The 24,433-nt window shown below is 63.1% G+C and carries 24 protein-coding genes and 1 pseudogene; 17 read left to right on the forward strand and 8 right to left on the reverse strand.

Annotated features, from left to right (window positions below; genetic code table 11):
• The 6 genes and pseudogenes from J0I79_RS26040 to J0I79_RS26065 form a co-directional block, all read left to right on the forward strand.
• Positions 1 to 794 (forward strand): annotated as a pseudogene (locus tag J0I79_RS26040) (amidohydrolase); the annotation flags it as partial.
• Positions 795 to 831: 37 nt separating this feature from the next.
• The gene (locus J0I79_RS26045; protein WP_292866139.1) at positions 832 to 1,764 is read left to right on the forward strand and encodes a dimethylarginine dimethylaminohydrolase family protein; all 933 of its coding nucleotides are present in this window, start codon (positions 832 to 834) and stop codon (positions 1,762 to 1,764) included.
• Between the two features lie 220 nt (positions 1,765 to 1,984).
• Positions 1,985 to 4,138 (forward strand): penicillin-binding protein 1A, encoded by a 2,154-nt coding sequence (locus tag J0I79_RS26050; protein WP_292866142.1) that lies wholly within the window; start codon positions 1,985 to 1,987, stop codon positions 4,136 to 4,138.
• A gap of 110 nt (positions 4,139 to 4,248) precedes the next feature.
• Positions 4,249 to 4,833 carry a DUF1214 domain-containing protein gene (locus tag J0I79_RS26055; protein ID WP_292866145.1) on the forward strand — a complete coding sequence of 195 codons (585 nt, stop codon included), beginning with the start codon at positions 4,249 to 4,251 and terminating at the stop codon, positions 4,831 to 4,833.
• Complete coding sequence (locus tag J0I79_RS26060) at positions 4,826 to 5,395, forward strand: DUF1254 domain-containing protein (protein ID WP_292866148.1); 570 nt, start codon at positions 4,826 to 4,828, stop codon at positions 5,393 to 5,395. Before J0I79_RS26055 ends, J0I79_RS26060 begins: the two co-directional genes overlap by 8 nt.
• Before the next feature lie 425 nt (positions 5,396 to 5,820).
• A complete protein-coding gene (locus J0I79_RS26065) occupies positions 5,821 to 6,849 on the forward strand; it encodes a hypothetical protein (RefSeq protein ID WP_292866151.1) in 1,029 nt (342 codons plus the stop codon).
• On the opposite strand, the gene J0I79_RS26070 is transcribed toward J0I79_RS26065, so the two are convergent.
• The 3 genes from J0I79_RS26070 to J0I79_RS26080 form a co-directional block, all read right to left on the reverse strand.
• On the reverse strand, positions 6,827 to 7,174 hold the full coding sequence (locus J0I79_RS26070) for a DUF1491 family protein (protein WP_292866154.1): 348 nt from the start codon (positions 7,172 to 7,174) through the stop codon (positions 6,827 to 6,829). The two genes, J0I79_RS26065 and J0I79_RS26070, sit on opposite strands and share 23 nt — an antisense overlap.
• A gap of 84 nt (positions 7,175 to 7,258) precedes the next feature.
• Positions 7,259 to 8,077 (reverse strand): peptidoglycan-binding protein, encoded by an 819-nt coding sequence (locus tag J0I79_RS26075; protein WP_292866157.1) that lies wholly within the window; start codon positions 8,075 to 8,077, stop codon positions 7,259 to 7,261.
• Positions 8,052 to 9,785: a HAMP domain-containing sensor histidine kinase gene (locus tag J0I79_RS26080; RefSeq protein WP_292866160.1), complete on the reverse strand. Its 1,734-nt coding sequence runs from the start codon at positions 9,783 to 9,785 to the stop codon at positions 8,052 to 8,054. The genes J0I79_RS26075 and J0I79_RS26080 overlap by 26 nt, the downstream gene beginning before the upstream one ends.
• Before the next feature lie 532 nt (positions 9,786 to 10,317).
• On the opposite strand from J0I79_RS26080, the gene J0I79_RS26085 reads away from it, so the two are divergent.
• Positions 10,318 to 10,668 carry a DUF5330 domain-containing protein gene (locus tag J0I79_RS26085; RefSeq protein WP_292866163.1) on the forward strand — a complete coding sequence of 117 codons (351 nt, stop codon included), beginning with the start codon at positions 10,318 to 10,320 and terminating at the stop codon, positions 10,666 to 10,668.
• A gap of 99 nt (positions 10,669 to 10,767) precedes the next feature.
• Positions 10,768 to 11,187 (forward strand): SufE family protein, encoded by a 420-nt coding sequence (locus J0I79_RS26090; RefSeq protein WP_292866166.1) that lies wholly within the window; start codon positions 10,768 to 10,770, stop codon positions 11,185 to 11,187.
• A 106-nt stretch (positions 11,188 to 11,293) separates the two neighbouring features.
• Here J0I79_RS26090 and J0I79_RS26095 read toward each other — a convergent pair whose 3' ends face one another.
• Complete coding sequence (locus J0I79_RS26095; RefSeq protein ID WP_292866169.1) at positions 11,294 to 11,719, reverse strand: MucR family transcriptional regulator; 426 nt, start codon at positions 11,717 to 11,719, stop codon at positions 11,294 to 11,296.
• Positions 11,720 to 12,202: 483 nt separating this feature from the next.
• Here J0I79_RS26095 and J0I79_RS26100 point away from each other — a divergent pair, with 483 nt between their 5' ends.
• The 7 genes from J0I79_RS26100 (at position 12,203) to J0I79_RS26130 (ending at position 19,635) form a co-directional block, all read left to right on the forward strand.
• A complete protein-coding gene (locus J0I79_RS26100) occupies positions 12,203 to 14,323 on the forward strand; it encodes a S9 family peptidase (protein WP_292866172.1) in 2,121 nt (706 codons plus the stop codon).
• A complete protein-coding gene (locus J0I79_RS26105; RefSeq protein ID WP_292866175.1) occupies positions 14,320 to 14,946 on the forward strand; it encodes a LysE family translocator in 627 nt (208 codons plus the stop codon). Before J0I79_RS26100 ends, J0I79_RS26105 begins: the two co-directional genes overlap by 4 nt.
• 157 nt (positions 14,947 to 15,103) lie before the next feature.
• Positions 15,104 to 15,493, forward strand: coding sequence for an SET domain-containing protein-lysine N-methyltransferase (locus J0I79_RS26110; RefSeq protein ID WP_292866178.1), 390 nt, complete (start codon positions 15,104 to 15,106; stop codon positions 15,491 to 15,493).
• Positions 15,494 to 15,585: 92 nt separating this feature from the next.
• Complete coding sequence (locus tag J0I79_RS26115; protein WP_292866181.1) at positions 15,586 to 16,461, forward strand: helix-turn-helix domain-containing protein; 876 nt, start codon at positions 15,586 to 15,588, stop codon at positions 16,459 to 16,461.
• Between the two features lie 77 nt (positions 16,462 to 16,538).
• Positions 16,539 to 17,420, forward strand: a complete 882-nt coding sequence (locus tag J0I79_RS26120) for a PhzF family phenazine biosynthesis isomerase (RefSeq protein WP_292866184.1) — start codon at positions 16,539 to 16,541, stop codon at positions 17,418 to 17,420.
• The gene (locus tag J0I79_RS26125; RefSeq protein WP_292866187.1) at positions 17,417 to 18,598 is read left to right on the forward strand and encodes a serine hydrolase; all 1,182 of its coding nucleotides are present in this window, start codon (positions 17,417 to 17,419) and stop codon (positions 18,596 to 18,598) included. Before J0I79_RS26120 ends, J0I79_RS26125 begins: the two co-directional genes overlap by 4 nt.
• A gap of 212 nt (positions 18,599 to 18,810) precedes the next feature.
• Entirely contained in the window at positions 18,811 to 19,635 is an 825-nt protein-coding gene (locus J0I79_RS26130; protein ID WP_292866190.1) for an LON peptidase substrate-binding domain-containing protein, read from the forward strand.
• A gap of 8 nt (positions 19,636 to 19,643) precedes the next feature.
• Here J0I79_RS26130 and J0I79_RS26135 read toward each other — a convergent pair whose 3' ends face one another.
• The 4 genes from J0I79_RS26135 to J0I79_RS26150 all read right to left on the reverse strand — a co-directional run bounded on the left by J0I79_RS26135 (position 19,644) and on the right by J0I79_RS26150 (position 22,859).
• The gene (locus J0I79_RS26135) at positions 19,644 to 20,591 is read right to left on the reverse strand and encodes a cytochrome c (RefSeq protein WP_292866193.1); all 948 of its coding nucleotides are present in this window, start codon (positions 20,589 to 20,591) and stop codon (positions 19,644 to 19,646) included.
• Between the two features lie 9 nt (positions 20,592 to 20,600).
• Positions 20,601 to 21,038: a cytochrome c gene (locus tag J0I79_RS26140; protein WP_292866196.1), complete on the reverse strand. Its 438-nt coding sequence runs from the start codon at positions 21,036 to 21,038 to the stop codon at positions 20,601 to 20,603.
• A gap of 163 nt (positions 21,039 to 21,201) precedes the next feature.
• Positions 21,202 to 21,804: a superoxide dismutase gene (locus J0I79_RS26145; RefSeq protein WP_292866199.1), complete on the reverse strand. Its 603-nt coding sequence runs from the start codon at positions 21,802 to 21,804 to the stop codon at positions 21,202 to 21,204.
• Between the two features lie 176 nt (positions 21,805 to 21,980).
• Positions 21,981 to 22,859 (reverse strand): branched-chain amino acid aminotransferase, encoded by an 879-nt coding sequence (locus tag J0I79_RS26150; RefSeq protein WP_292866202.1) that lies wholly within the window; start codon positions 22,857 to 22,859, stop codon positions 21,981 to 21,983.
• A 154-nt stretch (positions 22,860 to 23,013) separates the two neighbouring features.
• Here J0I79_RS26150 and J0I79_RS26155 point away from each other — a divergent pair, with 154 nt between their 5' ends.
• Together J0I79_RS26155 and J0I79_RS26160 are read left to right on the forward strand one after the other, a co-directional pair.
• Positions 23,014 to 23,673: a haloacid dehalogenase type II gene (locus J0I79_RS26155; RefSeq protein WP_292866205.1), complete on the forward strand. Its 660-nt coding sequence runs from the start codon at positions 23,014 to 23,016 to the stop codon at positions 23,671 to 23,673.
• A 173-nt stretch (positions 23,674 to 23,846) separates the two neighbouring features.
• Positions 23,847 to 24,433 (forward strand): L,D-transpeptidase (locus J0I79_RS26160; RefSeq protein ID WP_292866208.1); only part of this gene is annotated, 587 nt, incomplete at its 3' end.

Genomic DNA, 24,433 nt, shown 5'->3' on the forward strand with positions numbered 1-24,433 from the left:
TGACCGCCGGCCAAGCCACCGCCGACAATCTGCCCGCCGGGCTCGCTGAAATCCAGTACATGATCCGCGTACCGACGCTTCGCATGGCCGAACAGGTCACATCGGTGCTCGACCGCAATGCCACCGCCGCCGCCGCGATAAGCGGCTGCCGCTACGAGCGGCACTGGGTGTCGAAATCTCGGCCGGGACTGGCCAACCATGCCATGGCGGAGATCGCCTACGCGGCCCTCTCGACGGTCGGACCGCCACGCTGGGACGAGGCGGCCAGGGCGATCGCGCGCGAGATTCAGGTCAATGCCGGGGGCGTGGCGACGGACAATCCTTTCATCGACGAGATGGAGCGGCTGATTTCCCCGCAGGACGCCGAGGCAGTCCTTCGCCGCGACTTGCCGCCCTCGCAGGTGAATTCGACCTCCGACGATTACACTGACATGAGCTGGCACGCGCCGACCGCTCGTTTCTACGTTGCCCGCCCTGCCCTGCGCTCGCCGAATGGCCACGCCTATCCGGCCTGGGTGATGAATGCGCTGGGCGGCATTGCGGCCACGATCGACCCTATGGTCATCTGCGCGGCAAAGACGGTCGCCCTGGCGGCGCTTCGCCTGCTCGAGGACGACACCGCCCGGGATGCGGCGATGAGTGAGTTCGTCACCCGCACAGGCGGCGGTGTCGGCGGCTCGAACTGGATCGCGCCGCTCTGCGACTACGAACCGCCGATCAACTTCCGCTGGCCCGAATATGTCACCACCGCGCGTGGCCGCGACTGGTGGATCCCGTCCGCCGGCACCCAATGAAACGACCGATGAAAAACAAATCCACGAGGAGAACAGCATGACCGTTCATGACCGCATCGTCGCCGAGCCTTTCTCGCTGCAGCGCCGCAATCCGGCTGGTGGCACCAAGCCGCTGACCGCATGGGGTTTCGCCAACGAGACCGATGTCCTGACCGATGTTCTGCTCGGCTCGCCGAACTTCCTGCGCCATCTGTCGACCAGTTCGCTGTCGCGCAAACATCTGCGCGAAGCGCCCTGCAACGTCCAGATCGCGCAGGCGCAGCACAAGGACCTGGTCGCGGCCTACGAACATTTCGGCGTCAACATCCACTGGCACGAGCCGACGCCGGAACTGCCGATGCAGGTCTATTCGCGCGATTCCAGCGTGATGACCCCCTACGGGGCCTTCATCACCGCCATGGCCAACTGGTGGCGGCGCGGCGAGAATTACGCGGCCATCCGCACCTATGAAAAGCTCGGCATCCCGATCTACGACATGGTGACGGCCGGCACCTTCGAAGGCGGCGACTTCAACGTCATCGAGGACGGCGTGGTGCTGATCGGCTGCGGCGGCGCCCGCACGCAGGAGGAAGGCGCCCGACAGGTCCAGTCCTGGTTCGAGAAAGAAGGCTGGGAGACGCGGCTGGCCTTCATCGACGAGTACTACGTCCATATCGACCTGATGGTGGTGCCGATCGCCGAAAAGCTTACCGCCGTCTGCCTTGCCTGCACCGAACCCGGCATTGTCGACTGGCTGAAGGGCAAGGGCCATGAGATTATCGACGTGCCCTTCCAGGACACGATGGCGCTCGGCTGCAACTTCATGTCGCTCGGCAAGGACCGGGTCATCGCGCCGACCTCCTCCAAGACGCTGATCGAAAAGCTCAAGGCGCGCGGTTTCGAGGTCGCGGCCGTCGACATGAGCGAAATCTCCAAGACCGGCGGCGGCATCCACTGCATGGCCCAGGCGCTGAAGCGCGAGCCGGCCTGAAGGCGCGGAGCGACAGATTACCCTCGCCCGCCGGATCGAGCATCCAGCGGGCGAGCTATCCGTTGCCGGTTCCTACTCTTTCCATCGACAAAGCTTGCAGCTGTGTCCTCGCCGCCCTTGTGGGCGCTTGCGAAATGGACGAATAGTCGGGACAGGGTGCTGCCCTGAAATTGCCCGCTTGCGGTTTTCAGGTCGCGCCACAGCCGAGCCGGGTTTTTGAATGGTCAGCCCTGAACCGCGCAAGAGAAGAGGTCCGATCGCGTCGCGCCTTCTGGCGTTGGACGCCTGGATCGATTCTTCACTTTACGAGATCGGCTTCAAGGCGCGCCAGTTCTGGGAAAGCGCGACGATCTTCTCACGGCGCTTCCGCCTCAAGGGCTGGCGGCGCGGCATCATCGAAGTCTTGAGCGAAGGTTTTACGCTGGGCGCCGGCGGCATGGTGGTCATGCTGGCGCTCGCCATACCGGCGTTCCAGGACACGACGGGCGACTGGCGCGCGCAGGGCGACTTTGCCGTCACCTTCCTCGACCGCTACGGCAACGAGATCGGCCAGCGCGGCATCATCCAGCGCGATTCAGTGCCGGTCGACGAAATGCCGGACCATGTCATCAAGGCCGTGCTCGCCACCGAGGACCGCCGCTTTTTCGATCACTACGGCATCGATGTGCTCGGCCTGTCGCGCGCGATCTTCGAGAATGTGCGGGCGAACTCAGTCGTCCAGGGCGGTTCCAGCATCACCCAGCAGCTGGCCAAGAACCTGTTCCTGACCAATGAGCGGACGTTCGAGCGCAAGATCAAGGAAGCCTTCCTGTCGCTCTGGCTCGAAGCCAATCTGTCGAAGAAGGAAATCCTGCAGCTCTATCTCGACCGCGCCTATATGGGCGGCGGCACGTTCGGCATCGAGGCGGCGGCCGACTTCTATTTCGGCAAGAGCGTCAAGGACCTGAACCTCGCCGAGGCGGCGATGCTGGCGGGCCTGTTCAAGGCGCCGACCAAATATGCCCCGCACATCAACCTGCCGGCGGCGCGCGCACGCGCCAATGTGGTGCTGTCCAACCTTGTCGATTCCGGCTTCATGACCGAGGGCCAGGTGCTGCAGGCGAGGCTCCATCCGGCCGATGTCGTCGACCGCGGCGAGCAGAAGAGCCCGGATTATTTCCTCGACTGGGCCTTCGACGAGGTCAAGAAGATCGCCAAGCCAGGGCAGCATTCGCTGGTCGCGCACACCACGTTCGACGCCAACATCCAGAAGGCCGCCGAAGAATCCGTCGAGTTCCACCTGCGCCAGTTCGGCAAGGAATACAACGTCACCGAAGGCGCGGTCGTGGTCATCGAGACCAACGGCGCGGTGCGGGCGATCGTCGGCGGCCGCGACTATGGCGCCAGCCAGTTCAATCGCGCCACCAAGGCGCTGCGCCAGACCGGCTCGTCATTCAAACCCTATGTCTACGCCACGGCGATGGAGCATGGCTTCACGCCGAACTCGATCATTTCGGGTGGGCCTATCAGCTGGGGCAACTGGTCGCCGCACAATTACGGCGGCGAGTCGGCGGGCAACATCACGCTGCTGATGGCGATGGCCAAGTCGATCAACACCGTGCCGGTGCGGCTGGCCAAGGATTATCTCGGTATCGACCCGATCAAGGCGATGGCGGAATCGTTCGGGGTGGAATCACCGCTCGAAGGGCACAAGACGATGGTGCTCGGCACCTCCGGCATGACCGTGATGGACCAGGCGACCGGCTACAGCGTCTTTGCCCAGAACGGCTTCGTCGGCTCAAGGCACGGCATCACCCAGCTCGTCACGCGCACGGGCGACGTGGTCTATGACTGGAACAAGGACGCGCCGCCGCCCCATCGGGTGCTTTCCGAACAGGCGCTGAAGTCGATGAACACCATGCTGACGGCAGTGCCGGTGATGGGCACGGCCCGGCGGGCGCAGATCCCCAACATCGTGGTCGCGGGCAAGACCGGCACGACTCAATCCTACCGCGACGCCTGGTTTGTCGGCTTTACCGGCAACTACACGGCTGCCGTGTGGCTCGGCAATGATGACTTCACCCCAACCAAGAACATGACCGGCGGCTCGCTGCCGGCGATGGTGTGGCAGCGCCTGATGGTCTACGCGCACCAGAACATCGACCTGAAGCCGATCCCCGGCATCGACAAGCCGTTCGTCGACGAACAGATCGCCGCCAAGGCCGCGGAGGCGCAGAAGAAGAATGACGAGCAGGCGGCCGCCGACGCCGCCGCGCAACGTCCACCGGTTCTGTCCAGCAGAACCACCCAGACGCTGCGAGAGATGACGCAAGCGTTCCAGGCCGCGCGAAAGCTCGATACGCCTGCCGCGCCGGAGACGCTCTCGGCCCTGTGAATACCGGCTCGGCGCAGCGTTGCCCGCCGGCAAATCCATCACGCCGGCTTGCCACAAGGCCCCGCGTCGCGATATCCCCGAACGGCAGTCCTTCATCCACCCGGCCCCTCATGCTCAAGAACGCCTTCCTGATGCTGCTTTCGCTTGCCATAGCCATTGGTGGCGGCGGCGCCAGCGTCTGGTATGCGCTGAAAATCCAGGATGGCGTCGGCGCGATCAGGATCGGCCAGTGGACGGCGTTTCCCGATATCGGCACGCCGGCCGCCGACCCCTACTCCAAGGCGCGCGTGGCGCGCGAGGGCGTGCTTGCGCTCGGCCGTGCCGAAGGCCTGTCCTTCGTCGCCGAAAATGACGCCGCCGGCGACGAGCTCAAACGGGAATGCACCTACAGGCTCGAAGGCGGGTTTCCGACCGCCCGGTTCTGGACGCTCTATGCCGCCGATCAATCGCTTGGCGTCGTCGACACGGGCAAGACAAGACTTGCCGCGCTTCAGTCCTACGAGGTTCTGCGCCAGCCCGACAATTCGGTGATCATTTCGGTCGGCCACCATCCCATGCCGGGCAATTGGCTTCTGACCGATGGTTCGGGCCGGATGTATTTCGTCCTGACCTTCTACGACACGCCGATTGCCAGCAGCACGGGCCTGTCGGACGTTTCGCTGCCCAGGATCGTTAAGGCGGGCTGCGATGCGTAGTTTCTATGCCGCGTTGCGCAGGCTTTTCCATGCCGTCCTGCTCGGCCTTGTCGGCGCCGGCATCGTGCACATCATCGTGCTGCTTCTGGTGCCCGAGTTTTCGGAACGCGACGCCTGGTCGCGCCTTTCCATGGCGTCGGATCTCTACCGGATGAACCGGCTCGATGCCGAGGCGGGCGGCGCGCCGGTGGTGAAATCGGTCGACCCGCTGTTCTACGCCACCGCCTGCCGCTTCGATCTCGGGGAAGGCATGGTCCGGGTCAAGGCTCCGGGAAACGTCCCCTTCTGGTCGGTGTCGGTCTATGACCGCAACGGCCACAACGTCTATTCCTTCAACGATCATACGGCGACAGGCGGCGTGCTGGATGCGGTCGTGCTGACGCCGGCGCAGATGATCGACGTGCGCAAGGACCTTCCCGAGGACCTGCAGGGGGCGGTCTTCGTCGAAGCGCCCATCGACGAGGGCATCTTCGTCATCCGCAGCTTCGTGCCGGACGACAGCTGGAAACCGATCGTGTCGCGCTTCCTCGACCAGAGTTCCTGCGAACTGCAGGATTTCTAGGCCACCGCCGACTTCGCCGTTCCAGGCTGGCGTCTGCTAATGGTGCGGAACCGGCGTCCGTGGCGGCTTGTCAGGCCCGGCAGATCGCGTTTCGACGGAACCGGACCGTTCATAGCGGATGCCGGGAAAGATGATGACCGCCGCCGGTATTTCGGCGGTTTGCTTTACTCGGTTGGTCGGTGCCGCACGCGGCACGAAAGACAGTACCATGCCCATGATTCGCGCATTCCTCTCGGTTTCCCCGGAGCACAACGCAACGCCTCCAAATGTTATTAAGGCCGGCAGAGGGTTAACGGAGCGCTAACGGATCGTCGCTAACTTGATCTTTGTCTTCGGGTCAGGACGTTCTGACCAAGGCGATCGCCAGACCGGCGCGATCCGGTCGAGCGTGGTCAAGCGTGTGTCTGTCATCGGGCGTATCCTTCGTGTCATCTTCGGACTTCAGGCAAATCGCGGTACGCACAGAGTCGGGCAAAGCCGAAAGGCTGTTCCGGGCCGCGGTCTCGGCATTCTGCTCGCTGACACGTCCATCACGCCGCGAAATCGGCCAGCTCGAGGATTTGACGCTGCCCCTCTTCGATGAGGTTTCCGTCGAATCGCGGCGCTATGTGGCCGCCGCCCTTTCCGAATGTGAATACGCGCCCGTCGCGCTGGTGCGCCGCCTGTGCGAGGAACCGGTCGACATCGCCGCGCCGCTGCTCATCCGTTCGCGCGCCGTCAGCGATATCGACCTGATCGCGCTGATCGGCCGGCATGGATTGCCGCATGCGCGTGCCATCGCGCGCCGCAAGGACCTCAATCCGACCATAGCCGATCTGATCAGGGCGCTCGAAAGACCGACACTGGTCAGCGTGCGGAATCCGCAGATGCAAGCCCCCGCCGCAGAACCCGCCGAAGCGATGGAGCCCGCCAAAGACAACGCCGTCGCGCAACCACCGCCGGGTGCCGCCGCCGAGAATGCGCGGCGCAGGCTGCGCTCGATGATGCGTACAGGCGACGAGGCATTGGCGGCCAAGGTCGACGCATTCCCCGGCTCGGACACCTATGTAAAGCTGCGCGAAACGGCGCTGACCGGCAACGCCGCGTTCTTCCAGACCGCGCTGGCGGACGCCCTCGACATTGATTTCTCGACCGCCCGATCGCTGGTGGCCAATCAGAACTATGCGGCGCTGCTCGCGGCGCTTCGTTCGCTAGACCTCAGCGAGGACCGCGCCTTCCTGATCACGGTTGCCGTCTATCCCAACCTGTTCCCGCATCCACAGGCGATCCGCGCCTATCTCGACCGCTACCGGCTGCTGCACCGCGATGTGGCCCTAGACAGGGTGCGGGGATGGAAGGCGGAAACATTATCCAGGATGGTTCGCGACACTTCGCCGGCGAACAGCGACAGCCGCAAGGCCTCGAACAGCGACGAAGCCCTGGCGCCCGCCCTCAGGGCGTCTTCACGGAAATAAGCTCCTCGACGGGAACGGTGCCTCCCTCGATCTCGACCACCCAGATGTCGGGATCGAACTTCTTCTCACGCTCAAGACGGGCATCGAGGACCGCCGGATCATCGCCAGTGGCGAGAAGGCTGAAGAAACGGTCGTCTGGCTTGGATGAATCATAACTCGTCTGCGGCGCCGGCCCGTAGAGGGCGACTTCGCCCAACCTGCCCCGCGCCAGCACGAAAACAGCGCCAGCCTCGGTCGCGCCACGATTGACAATGGCGGCAAATCCCCCGGTGCCGAAGACCCGGCGCACCAAGGCAGAAACCCATAGATCCGATGTGACGCGCATGAAAACTCCGCAAACCGTGCGGGGCTATCTATCGATATTTCACTCGCTGGGCGAGCAGCCGTTTCGGGCTTCGTTGGTCTGACCTCAATTGGTCAGGCCTATCTCGCGCATCTTGACGTAGACGATCTCGTCGGGCTCGCCGGTCTGCGGCAGCCCGAACAGCGACTGGAACTCCTTGATGGCCGCCTTGGTGCGGGCGCCGACGACGCCATCCAATCGCATATCATCATTGCCGAACGCCTTGAGTCCGGCCTGGATCTTGACGATGCGAGGGTCGGGTCCCTGTGCCGGGGCGGTATTCGCCTGCCCGGAATTCGTTTGCCCGGCGTTGGTCTGGCCGGAGGAATTCGTCTGCAAGGACACCGGGACGGCGGCCGACGTATCGGGGCGCGGCTGCGGCTTGGGCACGGCGGCGGTCTTGGGCGTCGCGCCCAGCTGATCCAGCAGCAGCGCGTCGATCTCGCCGGAAGCGTTGAGGCCGACCTTCTGCTGGTAGGCTTGTATGGCCTTGCGCGTGTTGGGGCCGGAAATGCCGTCGACCGTACCGGAGTAGAAATCGAGGTCCTTCAGGATGCCTTGCACCTGCTCGACCACCGGATCACCCTTCATCGGCGCCGGCGCCGCATTGGGCCGCACGATGTTGATCGTCGTTTCCGGCTCGTCAGCGGCATTGTGCGGCAGGCCCTGGAAGTTGCGGGTGGCGAAGAACGCCCCGGCATGCGGGAACGGCTGGTACCACAGCGCATTGGCCGAGACGTAGAACAGCGTCACCAGGAAAGCGGTCGACCCGCCCACCAGGACAGGGTTGCGTGAAATCATGCCGCCGACTGCGACGGCGCTGTCTTGAACGACGGTGCTGCGCCGCTTGACCGGCGCCTTAGGCTGTTTTGCGGAGCGAGCCATTTCTGTCCCCTTTCGCCCTCATCACCGGCATCGTCAGCACTCCGGACTGGTTGGCGGGACGTCCCTTCGGTCCGCCGACCGGGAGGCCGATGGTCACCGTGGTGCCCTCACCCGGCATGCTTTCGATCGACATGGTGCCTTCGTGCAGCGCCACCAGCCCCTTCACCAGCGACAGGCCGAGGCCGGTTCCCTCGAAACGGCGCGTATAGTCGTTCTGGATCTGCATGAAGGGCTTGCCGAGATTGGCGAAATCCTCCTCGGCGATGCCGATGCCTGTGTCCCGGACCCAGAAATGCAGGCGCGAGCCGATCCGCTTGGCGCCGACGACTACATCGCCGCCGTCGGGCGTGAACTTGATCGCGTTGGAGACAAGGTTGATCAGGATCTGCTGCACCGCGCGGCGATCGGCATTGATGTCGCCGGCGTCGGGGGCGATCTGCGTCTGCAGGTCGATGTTCTTGGCCTGCGCCTGCAGGCGCATCATCGACTGGCACATCTCGACCGCATCCATGAACCGGAACGGCTCTGGCTCGGCGGTGTAGGCGCCGGATTCGATCCTCGACACATCGAGAATGGAGGTCACGACGGCCAGCAGATGCTGGCCCGAATCCCGCACCAGCTCCACATATTCCTTCTGTCGCGGATCCCTGAAGGCGCCGAACATCTCGTGCAGCAGCATGTCGGAGAAACCGATGATGGCGTTCAACGGCGTGCGCAGTTCGTGGCTGACCACGGCCAGGAACCGTCCCTTGGCCACTTCGGCGGCTGCCGCCGCTTCATTGGCTTGAGCGAGCTCCTCGCGCAGCCCAGCGATCTCGTCGTTTTCGCGCAGGACAAGCGTGAAGACATCGTTCTGCTTCTCACCGCGCGCCAGCTCGAGTGCAAACGGCCGGTAATTGTCGGCCGCGAGACCGTTGCCGCTCTGCGGCAGCCTGATGCGCAGTTCGAGATGGCGCGACATGGCGCCGTCACGCATATCCGCCAGGGCGCTGAGATAGGCTACCCGGTCGGACAAATGGACGCGATCGAAGAGTCCGGTTCCCGAAAGCAGTTCAGGCGGCAGTTTCAGCAGCGTGCGTGCCTTGGCGGACGCATCAACGACCTCGCCGTGGCGGGCAATGCGCAAAACCACCGCGTCGATGACGTCTTCCAGCCGGTCGCCGGCGTCCGCCTTGTCGGCAGCCTCTTGCGCGTCGTGAGCCGCCGATACGCGCGGGATCAGCGTCAACGCCCAGGCCAGCGGAACCAGCCAGTGCCAGGCAGCGATCTGCACACCGGCGATCGGCATCATGGCCGGCACCAGAGGTTGAAGGGCAATGGCGGCGATCGCGGAAGCGGCTCCCCACAGTGCCGCGCGCCGCGAGGCGCCGATCCACCAGGCTTCGAATGGCAGCGCCACGACGAGCATGGCAACGGGAGAGCTCAACCCGCCGGCAGCGGCGATAAGGCCGCCCAGGGCAACGGCAGCCAGTGTGAGGGCGATCGGCGCCGCGGCGGCCATCTTGCCCGTCGCGGCCGCCAACAGGGCGACGAACCAGCACAGCCCGAAGGCGGCAAAGATGGCGGCGATGGTGACCGCGGCGCCCATGCCTGACGTTACCAGAGTGACGGCGGCGCCGGCGGCGAAGAGCGGAGCGGTCAGCATGACGCCGATGAAACGGCGCTGGCGATCGCGCTCGCCATGTTCGATGATGGAAGGATGGACCATACGTTCGCAACCGGCGGCAATCGCGCCGGGCAATTCAGCGTATCTGGCCTCGATAGGCATCAACTCAACGCACTCGCACTCGTCGTGAACAGCTCTGCTTTTGCAGATTATCTTGGTTGGCTCTGAAACTCGCATCCAGCGTTTAAGGAATGGATAAGGCAGGACCGACCAAAGCCCGGCCTGCGGCAAATATCGGGACGGCGGCGGCCGAAAACCGGGGCAAATGCCGCCATAGTAAATGGAGGGTTATCCGAGAACCACTGCCGCCCGCAGGCCAGCGACGGGAGCTGCATTGCTCGAACCTAACAAAAATACAATGAAACCAGCGAGATAGATGGTTATCAAGAAGTAACTCGGATCGTCCCGATATGAAACAAATCCGCAGCAAAATGGTTCGTTTCGAACTTGCCTAAAATTTGAGGAAAATTTTCGTACAACTCGCAAGCCGTCCTTTGCGCCTGTGTGTCAACATGCTGCCCATAAAAGAGGTCATGCCATGTGACGCATGATCCGGTCACGACGAGAGGCGAGCATGTTCTTCCTGATCAGAATGGCATTCTGGTTTTCACTGGTGCTGCTGGCACTGCCTTTGGGTGTCGATTCCGACGAGCCTGGGCACCAGAGCGTCGGCCCGATCCAGGCACTGTTCGCGGCGCGCGACGCTGTCGGCGACATCGCCGGCATCTGCGAGCGTAAGCCCGACGTCTGCGAAACCGGCAAGTCGGCCATGAACACCATCACCGCCCGCGCCAAGGAAACCGCCAAGATCGCGGCCGCCATGCTGGATGACAAATCCGCCGGTCCCGACACGTCGACGACCACCGGCAGCGTGCCGGAGGACATCGTCCTGCCCGAAACGGTCAACCTGCCGGTAAGGAATTAAGCCGTCCCGACGGCACACCGCGGGCGTCTGCCCTCTCGACGCCCGCGGTGTTCTTGTTTTTTCCGTGACGCGGCGCGGCCGCGCCACTATATCCGGGCGATGACGACCACGATCCAGACGATCCGCGACGACTTCTCCTTCCTCGACGAATGGGAGGACCGCTATCGGTACGTCATCGAGCTCGGCGAAGCGCTGCCGCCATTTCCCGATGAGGAGCGCAACCCGGCCAACAAGGTGCCAGGTTGCGTGAGCCAGGTCTGGCTGACCACCGAACGGGGCCCGGGCAGCGATCCAATCATTACCTTCAGGGGCGATTCGGACGCCCATATCGTGCGCGGGCTGGTCGCGATCATGCTGGCGCTGTTTTCGGGACGGACCGCCAGCGAAATCCAGAAGACCGACGCCGAAGCGACGCTGAAGGCACTCGGCCTGGACGAGCACCTGTCGCCCCAGCGCGCCAACGGGCTGCGCTCGATGGTCAAGCGCATCAAGCGCGATGCCGAGATGGCGCTCGCCTGACAAGCCCTGGCCTGTCGGCGATGTTCACGGATCAACAGCCAGGTGCTCCAAAGCAAAACGGCGCCCGAAGGCGCCGTCGATAAAGAACCGATCTGCCAAGTAGAGATCAGCGGCCCTTGCGCTTGCGGCCAAGACCCATCTTCTTGGCGAGCTGCGAGCGGGCCGCCGCGTAGTTGGGGGCAACCATCGGGTAGGTCGGATCAAGGTTCCACTTTTCGCGGTACTGGTCCGGCGTCAGATCGTAGTGGGTCATCAGGTGACGCTTCAGCGACTTGAACTTCTTTCCGTCCTCAAGGCAGACGATGTAGTCGTCATGAACCGAGCGCTTCGGATTTACAGCCGGCTTCTGCTTGTCGGCAGGGGGCTGTTCGACGGTTCCGCCCACGCGCCCCAGGGCCGCATGGACATCGGATATGAGGTTCGGCAATTCGCCGACAGGCACGGGGTTGTTGCTGACATAGGCAGCCACCACATCGGCGGTCAGCTCGATCAGCGCATCATTGTTTCTGGAAGGTGTTTCGACAATATCCATGGTCTTCAGGCCCCAACAAGAGTTACATCAGTCTGTGCCCTTTTTTACAGACAGGGCATTGCACGAATTTTGTGCAGATAGAGCTTCCGCGATTCGTGTCGCGGGACATCAATGCGACCATAGAGCAAGTAAGTCAATTCGCCTCATGCATTATATTTGTAAATGTTGATCAACTATTCCGGAATGAGCTTCAATCTTTCGTGCATCATGTAATTTTTCGATATTTCGCTGGCGAAACCGGCGATCGCTGACGGTAGGTCAGCTCGACGTTACATTCGCGATAACTCACAAAGCAATTCCCAATGCTCGGCTTTGCTTGCCGACCGGGCTGGCGATCTTGGTTGTTCACATCTGTCCACAAAACCATAGGTTGCCATGCGATACTGCGGGGTTCCGGGCTTATGAACCCGCACACCGTGGCTCTTGAACCCTTGCTCCTTGCCGTGCCATTCGTCGGTCACGATACGTCCAGAGCGAGATGCAATGACCAGAACCTCCCGATTTCCGATCGTCAGCCCGCCGTCGCCCGAGAAGCGGCCGGTTTCGGACATACATCACGGCATCGCGCGAACCGACGAATACGCATGGCTGCGGGCCGACAACTGGCAGGAGATGTTCCAGGACCCCTCCTTGCTCGATGCCGCGATCCGCGCTGAACTCGACGCCGAGAATGCCTATCAGTCGAAGCTGATGGCCGATACAGCGGAACTGCAGAAGCGGCTTTTCGACGAGATGAAGGGCCGCATCAAAGAGGATGATTCCTCGGTTCCCATGAAGGACGGACCTTACGCCTATGGTTCGTCCTTCAAGCTCGGCGGCGAGCAGCCGCGTTATTTCCGCATGCCGCGCGACGGCGGGCCTGAGCAGATCCTGCTCGATGGCGATGCCGAGGCGGAAGGGAAGGTCTATTTCCGGCTCGGTGCCGTCGATCATTCCGCCGACCACCGCAAGCTTCTGTGGGCGTTCGACGACAAGGGCTCCGAATTCTACACGTTGCGCGTGCGCGACCTTGCCGGCGGCAAGGACCTGGCGGACCAGATACCGGCGACCGGCGGTTCAGGCGTGTGGGACAAGGGCAATGACGGGTTCTTCTACACACGCCTCGATCCCAACCACCGGCCGTCGAAGGTGCTGTTCCATGCCCTCGGCCAATCTCCAGAGGACGACAGGCTGATCTACGAGGAGACCGATCCCGGCTTCTTCATGAATGTCGACGGCACCCGCAACAATGAATGGATCATGATCGGCATCAACGATCACGAGACCTCTGAATACCGCCTGCTGAGCGCCAGCGATCCTTTTGCCGAACCCAGGCTCGTTTCGGCGCGCGAAACCGGCCTTCAATATGAACTGGAGGAAGGCGGCGACATTTTCTTCATCCTAACCAACGCCGACGGCGCCAAGGACTTCAAGATCATGACGGCGCCGGCGCACGATCCGGTCCGCGCCAACTGGCAGGAACTGGTGCCGCACGAACCAGGCCGGCTGATCCTGTCGGTGATCGGCTTCAAGGACCACATGGTGCGGCTCGAGCGCAGGGAAGGCCTGCCGCGCATCGTCGTGCGCGACCGGGCCGATGGCGAGGAGCATCTCATCTCTTTCGACGAGGAGGCGTTCTCGCTCGGCCTGTCTGGCTCGCTGGAGTACGACACCGAAATCATGCGTTTTTCCTATTCGTCGATGACCACGCCGTCGCAGGTGTTCGACTACAACATGCGCACCCGTGAGCGGGTCTTGCTCAAGACGCAGGAAGTGCCATCCGGCCACAATCCGGACCAATACGTCACAAGGCGGCTGATGGCGCCCGCCGCCGACGGCGAAATGGTGCCGATTTCGCTTCTGCACCATCGCGACACACCGCTCGACGGATCGGCCCCTTGCCTGCTCTACGGCTACGGCTCCTATGGCATTACCGTGCCGGCCGCCTTCAACACCAACTGGTTCTCGCTGGTCGATCGCGGCCTGGTCTTTGCCATCGCCCATGTTCGCGGCGGCAAGGACAAGGGTTATGGCTGGTACGAAGACGGCAAGCGGGCGCGCAAGATGAACACCTTCACGGATTTCATCGCCTGCGCGCGCCATCTGGTCGCCGAGCGCTACACGGCGCATGACCGCATCATCGCGCAGGGGGGCTCTGCCGGCGGCATGCTGATGGGCGCCATCGCCAATATGGCGCCGGACTGTTTTGGCGGCATCGTCGCCGAGGTTCCCTTCGTCGACGTTCTCACCACCATGCTCGACGCTACGCTGCCGCTGACCCCGCCGGAATGGCCGGAATGGGGCAACCCTATCGCGTCGGCCGACGACTACCGGACGATCGCCGCCTACTCGCCCTATGACAACGTCGCCGCTCTCGACTATCCGCCGATCCTGGCGCTCGCCGGCCTCACCGATCCGCGCGTCACCTACTGGGAGCCGGCCAAATGGGTGGCGCGTTTGCGCGACCGCAAGAGCGGTGACAATCCGGTGCTGTTCAAGATAAACACGGATTCCGGCCATGCTGGCGCCTCCGGCCGTTTTTCACGCCTGGAAGAGATCGCCTATACCTATTCCTTCGCCTTGAAGGTCGTGGGCAAGGCCGACCTCACCGGAGACCGGAAATGATCGATCCTTCAACACTGATCACCTATGTCGCCGTCGTGCTTGGCTTCGTGTTCATCCCCGGACCGGCCACGCTGCTGACTGTCGCGCGGGCGACGAGTTCCGGAACCAAGGCCGGCATAGCGACAGGCGCCGGGGTCGCGGCAGGTGACATCTTTCACACCGTCATGGCAATGGTCGGCATTTCGGCGATCATCGCAGCTTCGGCGGTGCTGTTCAGCATCATCAAGTATATCGGCGCGGCCTATCTCATCTATCTCGGCATTCGCGCCATGATCGAAAAGGCCCCGGCCAATCCCACCGCCGGCACACTTGCTATCTCGCCCGGCAAGGCGTTCCGGCAGGCCGTTCTGACCGAGATTCTCAATCCCAAGACGGCGCTGTTCTTCCTCGCCTTCCTGCCGCAATTCGTGCGGCCTGAAAACGGATCGGTGATGCTTCAGCTGTTCACGCTGGGCATCATCTTCGTGCTGCTCGGCCTTTTCAGCACCGTGGTGTTCGCGCTGAGCGCCGGCGGGCTGGGCAGATTTCTGCGTCGCAATCCAAAGGTGCTGAAGTGGCAAGGCAAGATTGTCGGCGGCATCTACTGCTCCCTCGGCATCCGCCTGGCGCTGCAGCACCGCTGACGTCGGGCTTCGGCGGCGTGCCCGTTCGGGCACGCCGGCCGATCATGACTTTTTGAATTCCGGACGTTCATTTCCGCTCGCAATTAGGTCGCTCACGCGCTACCCAAAGCGCGATTTTTTCCGGGCCACGACAGGCCATAATCGTGCAAGGTCCATCATGCTGCTCGTCGACACCTATCTCGACAAATCATCGATCCAGGGTATCGGCGTCTTCGCCAAGAACCACATTCCCCAGGGCACGCTGATCTGGAAGCTCGACTCACGGTTCGACCGCGTCATCGCGGTCGACACCTATGAGAGCCAGACTGGTCCGGTGAAGAGCTATCTCGACCGCTATTCCTATCCCGACCGCCGCGACCCCGGCTACATCGTCTTCGAAGCCGACGATGCGCGCTACATGAACCATGCCGACGAGCCGAACTGCGATGTCTCCGCACCGGAAGAAACCTTCGCCTTGCGTGACATCGCGCCCGGCGAGGAACTGACCTGCAACTACAATCATTTCTTCGAGGCCGGCTTCGACTTCCTCGGCGACCGACATCCATAGGCGGGAAAGCGACCGGCAAGGCTTGACGTTCGGCCGATTGCCGGCCCGCCGGGTCCGCTGCTAATGTGGCCCTGACCAATTCGAGCCCCGAAATGCTTCGCTCATTCGAGCATCTGCGCGACACGGCAAAGGCCGACCTGCTGATCTCTGCCGACGACGAGCACGCCGCCGTGGCGGGCAGCGGCCCCTACGCCACGCCGTGGCACTGGCACGACTGCCTGATGTTCATCTTGCCGAGCCGGGGAACGATCGAGCTCAAGCATGAAGACCAGCGCCAAGGAACCTGGCTGTCGCAGGACCGGTTTGCTGTCGTGCCGTCAGATCGTGCCCATGAAACGCATGCCGGCATTGGCGACCATCGCCACCTCGCCGTCTATGTCACAGGCGCCATCCTGCGCCGTCTCGACCAGGAGATCGGCTCGCTCAGCGAGTTCCACAAGCGCACGCGCGCGACGATATTCGTGCGCCGCTCGCCGACTGTGCGCACGCTGCAGGCGCTTTCGCTGCGCAATGGCGTGGGCGCCTACGGCAGCTCCGGGGTCAAACACGCACTCAGTTCCGCCCTGCTCGTGCAATGCATCGCCGAGGTGATGGCCGGCGAGACGATGCCCGGCGCCTCACGCCGCGAGCATGCGGCGGCCCTGGTCGAGGATCTGAAGGAGTATCTGACACTCCACGCCGATGAACAGATCCCGCTCGATGCGCTTGGCGAACGCTTCGGTGTCTCCAGGCGCCACATCACCCGCCTGTTTCGTGAAGGCACGGGCGTGTCGGTTGGCGAGTTCCAGCTGCGTGTGCGCCTGCGGACGGCACGGGAGTTGCTGAGCGGGACCGATCTGCCCATCGGCGAGATCGCCTTCCGGGTCGGCTTCGACAGCGGCTCAGCACTGGCCCACGCCATGCGCCGGGCGGACGGCCGCTCACCTTCCGATATCCGCAAACGCTTGGCCCGGCCGATCAAGCCATAGGGCCCGTTCGGGCGCGCGTCACGGCTGCCACTGGCTTAAACTGGCTCGACGAAGAAAGCGCAATCGCGGGAATCAGGATGCGTCCGGACGTTCAACTTGTCAGTGTGTTTGCCGATGGCGCTCTTGGAGGCAACCCGGCGCCGATCGTCGTCGATGCCACCGGCATGTCCGACGCCGCGATGCAAGAGGTGGCGCGAACCTTTGGTCACGAGAGCGGTTTCGTGCTTCCGCAGCCACCGAGATCGGATTGTGATTTCGAGTTCCGCTTCTGGGTCCCCAATCATGAAATGTCGATGTGCGGGCACGCGACCGTCGGCGCGCTCTGGCTGCTCGAGCGGTTGGGAAAACTGCGCGGCGACGATCTCGTTATCCAAACCGGAAGCGGCAAGGTACGGGCCAGGATACACAATCGCACCGAAGAGGGTGCTGCGGTCGAGATTTCGCAGCCGGCAGCTACCGTCGAGCCGCTTCCCGATGCCGAAGTTAGCCGGTCCGACATCATCGATATCCTCGGCATAGACGCGGACGACCTGGCCCCGTTGCCGATCCAGAACGCCAGCACCAGCCGGGTCAAGACACTCATCCCGCTGCGAAGCGTCTCGGTGCTCGATGGCCTGAAACCCGACTTCACCAGGATCGAAGCGCTGTGCGGCCGCATCGGCTCCACCGGCCTTTATCCCTATGCGGTGTTCGACAGGGATGCCCAGATCGTCGACGCCCGCCAGTTCCCACGCTCGTCCGGCTACCCCGAAGATGCCGCCACGGGTATCGCGGCGGCGGCATTGTCGTTCGGGCTGCTGCAGAACGGCATGGTCGAGACATCCCAGCGGCAGATCATCATCCGCCAGGGCCGCGCCATGGGGCGCCCCTCGAAAATCCTGGTCCGCTTCCAGCTCGACGGCGGACGTCCCGCCGGATGCTGGCTCGGCGGTGCCGTGCGACTGGAAGAGCACGCATGAAAGAAACATCGTCCTTCAAGGCAGCCTACGGCTTCGAGCGCGACGAGGTCCGGCTCGGCAACTGGCGCGCCGCGCCCTGGAATGTCTGGGCCTTCCGCAATGTAAGCGAATTTATCCCGACAGCGCGCATCGCGGCGACACCGGGCCTCGCCGAGGAGCCGCCTGTCGATCCGGCAGAACTGCTGCGGCAGGAATTTCCTCTCCACGGACATGACATCACAGTTGCCGAGGCACTTCGCGAAACCTCCACCGATGCCATGGTGGTCATGAAATCAGGCCGGATCGTCGCCGACTTCCACGCGCCAAACTTCTCGCTGGCGAGCCGGCATATCCTGTTTTCGACCAGCAAGTCGGTGACCTCGATCATAGCCGGCGTTTTGCATGACGATGGCCTGCTCGATTTCGACGAGTTTGTGCCGCGCTATGTGCCGGAGTTCAAATCCTGCGCCTATGCGGACGCCCGGGTGCGAGACGTGCTTGATATGCGGGTGAGCCTGGATTTCGAGGAGGTCTATCATGATCCGCGCGGTCCCTATGCCCGTTACCGCCGGGCCGGTCTGCTTGACCCCGCCGAACCTGGCGAAGAACCTCAGACAGTCGTCGAGTTCATCGCGGGGCTGAAGAAGGGACGAGGCGACCATGGCGGCGCCTATCACTATGCCTCGCCCAATTCCGATGTGCTGGGGCTGGTCATCCAGGGTGCGTCCGGCCAGCGCTTTCCCGATCTCGCCTCGGAGCTGTTGTTCCAACCGCTCGGCGCCAGGCAGGATGCCTATGTGACCGTCGACCGGGCCGGCACGCCGCGCACGGGTGGCGGCATCAACATGACGCCGCGCGACCTCGCGCGCATCGGCGAAATGATGCGGCAGGGCGGCGCAGCCAATGGACGCCGCATCGTCTCGCAGGCTTGGGTGCACGACACCACGACCGGCGGCTCGTCCAGGGCCTGGGCCGAGAGCACATCCGCGACATGGCTGCCTGGGGGCCGGTACCACAACAAATGGTACCAGACAGGCACCGGGGCCTTCTTCGCCCTCGGCATTCACGGGCAATGGCTCTATGTCGACCCGAACGCCGAGATGGTCGTCGCGAAATTCTCGTCCCAGCCCGACGCCATCGTCGACGACGCCAAGGATTTCAACCTCGTGCTGTTCGACGCGCTGACGACAATCGTCTGAGCCCCCGGCCGCGATGCCGGGGCGCCGAACGTCAAGATTGACAAACACCCGGCCTTCAGCGCACCTTTCCGGTCGGTAGATACAACCTGCTGCTTGCACCCTCCTGGGTACGGTGAATGTATCGAGCCAATTCAGGCTCCCTTTGCCCGAACGAACGGGTCAGCAACGCAAGCTCCTGGCGCCTTCCGTTCGTTTACGCAGAGGATGATCTGATGCGCGATTTCCGCGATGCCAAAGCAATGGCACAGACGCTAAGCGAAGCGCTGGCTGCCAAATCCATTTCTCTTTCCCACAGCGAAAGCCTTGAGTTGATCGCCAGAATTCATGGCCTGCGCGATTGGAACGTATTGGCCGCAAGAATTCAGGCAAACCGGCAGGCAAATGCGCCTGAAGGGTCACCGGTTGTGGCCGCTGCCGGCTCCACACGGACAAACGTCCCCATTTTTCCCATGCGGGATCTTGTGCTGTTTCCACAGACGATCACGCCTATCTTCGTGGCGCGCGACAAAACTCGGCGCGCCGTTGAACGTGCCATGGCTGGCGATCGTCGGGTTTTGGTGGTCGCCCAGAAGCACGGCGCCGACAACGACCCCAGCACTCTTCAATCTTTCTACCCGGTGGGTGTCACGGCGAGCGTGATAAACAGCCAGACACAGATGGACGGGATCCTCAAAGTCACCGTATCCGGCCTCCAGCGCGTGGCCATCACAGGACTGATTGACGGCGAATTCCTGGCGGCCGAGATAACCGCTATTGAAGAGCAGCGCGGTCAGTCTCCGGAAGCGGCCTCGCTTTCGCGTATGGTGCTGGACGCGTACCGAACCTACGCCAATGTCGACCTTTCCTCGCTTCCGCTGCGCCAGCGGGCCCGCTTCGGCCTTCCTTCCACGGAAAATCCCGGTCTCTTGGCCGACACTATCGCGCAGATGCTGCCGACAGGCATTGATGAGAAGCAACAGCTCCTGGAAGCCAGTGATGTCGTGGCGCGGCTCGAAAAGGTGCTCGCCTTGCTAAGCAAGGCGAGACCTGAACAATAGACCGGGGCTCAATTGGCGGACTTACGCGCCGGATAGCCGTTTGGGTGCGGTGGAACCGCCTTGAGATAGGCGGCGATCGCCGCCCGGTCGTCCGCCGTCAGTTCGGCCATGTTGCGCTGCACGTCGACCATGGCGCCACCGACGGAATCGAAATCCGGCGTGAAGCCGGTTTCGAGATAGTTGGCGATATCGGACGCGGACCAGCTTCCGATACCCCCCTCGCCCGAAGTGATGTTCGGCACGACGCCAGAACCCTCGGCGGCCACGGCGCCCGCCAGCCACTGGCCCTTCTGCGTCCCGCCCGCGAAATCCCTTGGCGTGTGGCATTCACCGCAATGGCCCGGCCCCTCGACCAGATAGCGGCCGGCCAGCACCGGTTCCGGCGTGCCGTCGGGCAACGCAATGACAGGCTGGTCGCTGAGATAGAGCCGTTTCCACAAGCCGATGCCGCGCCTGATGTTGAACGGGAACGCCAGCGAATTGTCCGGTGCCTTGCCGGCGACCGCAGGCAGCGTCTTCAGGAAGGCATAGAGATCGGCGATGTCGGGCGGCTTCATGCGGGCGTAGGAGGCGTAGGGAAACGCCGGATAGAAATGCTCGCCCGAGGGCGATACGCCCTTCAGCATGGCATTGGCGAGATCCCCGACCGACCATGCGCCGATGCCGTCCTTGGGGTCTTGCGAGATGTTGGGCGGCACGAAGGTGCCGAACGGTGTCTTGAGTTCGAGGCCGCCCACCAGTTGAAGCCGGGCATCGCCCTGCGAGCCCGGCTTTGCATGGCAGGAGGTACAGCCGCCGGCGTAGAAAATGCGCTTGCCCCTGGCGGCGTCACCCGGTCCAAGCTGTGCCAGCGTGGCGGCGTCAAGCCTGGCCGGGGCGGACAGCAGCCAGCCCGCCGCCGCGCCGGCGGCGCCCAATACGAGGGCCGCGCCGACGAACTTCCTCAGCCACGCCATATCAGGCGATCAGCCCTTCTTGACCCTGTAGCCCTGGTGGCAGGTGCCGCAATCCGAACCAAGCACGCCGATCTGAGCCTTCAGCGCATCGACATCGGCGGGGGCCGCCGCGACCGCGGCCTTGACGTCGGCGAGGTACTTGTCCTCGGCGGCCTTGAAGCCGGCCATATCTTCCCAGATCTTCGGCGCCGCCGTGGTGTCGCCGGTATCGCTGCCCTTCGGGAACAGGGCCTCGACATCGAATTTCTCGGCATTGGCCTGCAGCGCCTGCAATTGCGTCAGCACGGCAGCGGCATCAAAAGCCTCTTCGCCCTTGACCACTTTCGACAGGCCGCCGACGAGCTTTCCGCGTTCCTTCATCAGAGCCTGCCGGTCGAGGATCGGATCGGCAAAGGCGGCCGAAACCGTGACGGCGAGCATTGAGATGGCGATGACAAGCTTTCCCATTCATTTGGCTCCATGATGAAGGCATTTCAGGACAGAACGTTAACGGACGCGGCGGGCGGAATATTCCCTTCTGTTCGAACGATTTTGCTGAAACCAGCTCAAACCCGGATCAGGCATTTGAAAAAGAAAAGCCCCGGCGTGCGGGGCTTTTCCGATGCTTCAATCAGCCTTTGGCCTTTTCGTACAGTTCGAGCACGTGATCCCAGTTGATCAGGCTGTCGACGAAGGCCTCGAGATATTTCGGGCGGGCGTTGCGGTAGTCGATGTAGTAGGAGTGCTCCCAGACGTCGACGCCAAGGATCGGCGAGGCGCCATGAACGAGCGGGTTTTCGCCGTTCGGGGTCTTGGAGATCGCGAGCTTGCCGTCCTTGACCGAAACCCAGGCCCAGCCCGAACCGAACTGCGTCGTGCCGGCGGCGATGAAGTCGGCCTTGAACTTGTCATAGCCGCCGAGGTCGCTGTCGACCGCCTTCTGCAGCGCGCCCGGCAGCTTGTTGCCGCCGCCGCCCTTCTTCATCCACTTCCAGAAATGGATGTGGTTGTAGTGCTGGGCGGCATTGTTGAAGAGGCCGGCATTCTTGCCGAACGACTGCTTGACCACCTCTTCGACCGAGAGATCGCCCATGCCGGCTTCAGCGGCGAGCTTGTTGCCGTTGTCGACATAAGCCTTGTGGTGCTTGTCGTGGTGATACTCCAGCGTCTCTTTCGACATGTAGGGCTGCAGCGCCTCATAGTCGTAGGGCAGAGCGGGCAATTCAAAAGCCATGGGTAGTACTCCCTCGTGGAAAAATCCGGTTCGGATACCGGATTAAGATAGGTCTGGATTGAGCTGGAACAACTCCGGAAGTGAAGTGTCGGTTCCCTTTCTAAGCGGGTTCCCGACAACTGTCACACGGTTTTGCAGCCCCAGGGCGGACAGCGACAAAAAGGCCGGGCCGACCGTCAGCCGGCGGACGTCGAATGCGCCCAGTCCCAATAAAGTTCGCGCGCCTTCTTGGCCACCGGCCCGGGCTGCAGGTCGCGATCCTCGATGCGTGTGACCGGCACGACCTTGGAATGGTTGCCGGTCGAGAAAATCTCGTCCGCCTCGAGGAAATCGCGCACCGACAGCGTCTTTTCCGTCGTTCTGAACCCGTATTCGCCGAGCAGCGTCATGGTGCGCGAGCGGGTGATGCCTGACAGGAAGGTGCCGTTCGGCGCCGGCGTCAGCACATGGCCGTCCTTGACCAGGAAGATGTTGGAGCTTCCAGTCTCGGCGACATTGCCCAGCATGTCGAGCACCAGCGCATTGTCGAAGCCGCGCATCTTGGCTTCGAGGATGGCGCGGCCATTGTTGGGATAGAGGCATCCGGCCTTGGCGTTGGTCGGCATGGTTTCGATGGTCGGACGCCGGAACGGCGACACCGTCACCGAAAAGCCGGTTGGCGGGATCATCGGCGATTCATAGAGGCAGAGGCAGAACCGCGTCGAGGCGGGGTCGGCCGGCACGCCCATGTAGCCGCCATGCTCGGCCCAATACATCGGCCTGATATAGACCGCCGTCTTGCCGTCGAACTTCTTCAATCCGTCCCAGGTCAGCCCCACGATCTGGTCAGGCGTCATATTGGGCTTGAGGCCAAGCGCAATGGCCGATGCATTCACCCGCCTGGCGTGGAGATCGAGATCGGGCGCGACGCCCTCGAACCAGCGGGCGCCGTCGAACACGCTGGTGCCGAGCCACATGGCGTGGCTGCGCGGCCCCAGAATGGCGACATTGCCCTTGTACCAGTCGCCGTCGACGAAGGTCCATGTCGCGGATTGCGCGGCTGCCGCCAGTGTCATTGCGTTGTCCTGTTCCGATCAATCTTGTGTGACGGCATTGGAAGATGCTTTGGGCGGCGCCGTCAACCAGCATCGGGGAGTTTTGTTGAGGCCAGCGGCGGCGGCATGCAATCAAGGCTTGCACCTTGCCGCGCCTCGCCTCAAAACTGTTGCCATGCAATACGCCGCCTATGTTTTCGACGCCTATGGCACGTTGTTCGACGTGCATGCCGCCGTGCGCCGCCATGCCGACCAGATCGGGCCGGACGGCCAGTTGCTGTCCGAAATCTGGCGCGCCAAGCAGCTTGAATATTCCTGGGTGCGCACCCTGATGGGCGCCTATGCCGATTTCTGGCAATTGACCGAACAGTCGCTCGACTTCGCCTTGCGCAAGGTTCCCTCCGCAGATCCCGGCCTGAAGGCCAAGCTGCTGGACGCCTACTGGCGGCTGGATTGCTATCCGGAAGTGCCGGCCGTGCTGAAGGCGCTCAAGGCTTCGGGGGCTCGGCTGGCGATCCTTTCCAACGGCTCGCCCGAGATGCTGGAAGCGGCGGTCAAATCCGCCGCCCTCGACCAGGTTCTGGACGACATCTACTCCGTCGACGCGGTGCGGCGCTTCAAGACCGATCCGGCGGTCTACGATATGGTCGCCACCGGCTGGCGTCTCTATCCCGGCGCGGTTTCGTTTCAGTCGTCCAACCGTTGGGACGTGGCGGGCGCCACCAAATTCGGCTTCCGCACCGTGTGGATCAACCGTACCAACCAACCCGAGGAATACCGGGACTATCCGCCGACGCTGATCCTGCCCTCGCTCGAGGCCCTGGTCACCGCCTGACTGTCCAGCTGTTACCCTGGAGCCACAGTGGCCGCGCGGTCACAGCTTCGCCTTTCTTTGTCCACGTTCGGGCCAGAATCGGAACCGCCTATCGCCTCAGGTGTTGTCAGGCACCCGCGTAGCGACAGGCGTATTCACGCTTTGTTGCAGTTTGAGTTCTAAAGAAGGCAGCCATGTCCATACCCGAAATCGAATCCCTCCGCCTGAGCCGTCGCGGCTTCCTCAATGCCGCAGCACTTGGCGCTGCCTCGATCGCGGTTTCGGCCTGCACCACCACCGGACCCGGCCCAGCCCAGCCGCCGCCACCAACCTATGTCGAACCGCCGCTGGCCGACTATGCCTCCATGTATGCGGCCGTCAACGATGGCGGCTTCGACCTTCCCGCCATCCCTGTCGACAGGATCGACCCGCAGTTCCTGCGTCAGGTCGTGCCCGATCCGACCGGGCAGAAGCCTGGGACCATCGTCGTCGATACGACAGGCCACTTCCTCTATCTGGTCCGCCCCGGCGGCCAGGCCATCCGCTATGGCGTGGGTCTCGGCCGCGCCGGCTTCGAATGGTCGGGCGATGCCGTCGTGCAGTGGAAGCAGAAGTGGCCGAAATGGACGCCGCCGGATGAGATGATCGCGCGGCAGCCGGAATTGAAGCAGTACAGCGCCGACAATGGTGGCATGCCCGGCGGCCTGAAGAACCCGCTCGGCGCGCGCGCGCTCTATCTCTTCCAGGGCAATGTCGACACGCTCTACCGTCTGCACGGCTC

Source organism: Mesorhizobium sp., assembly GCF_017306585.1.
Classification (GTDB): Bacteria; Pseudomonadota; Alphaproteobacteria; order Rhizobiales; family Rhizobiaceae; genus Mesorhizobium.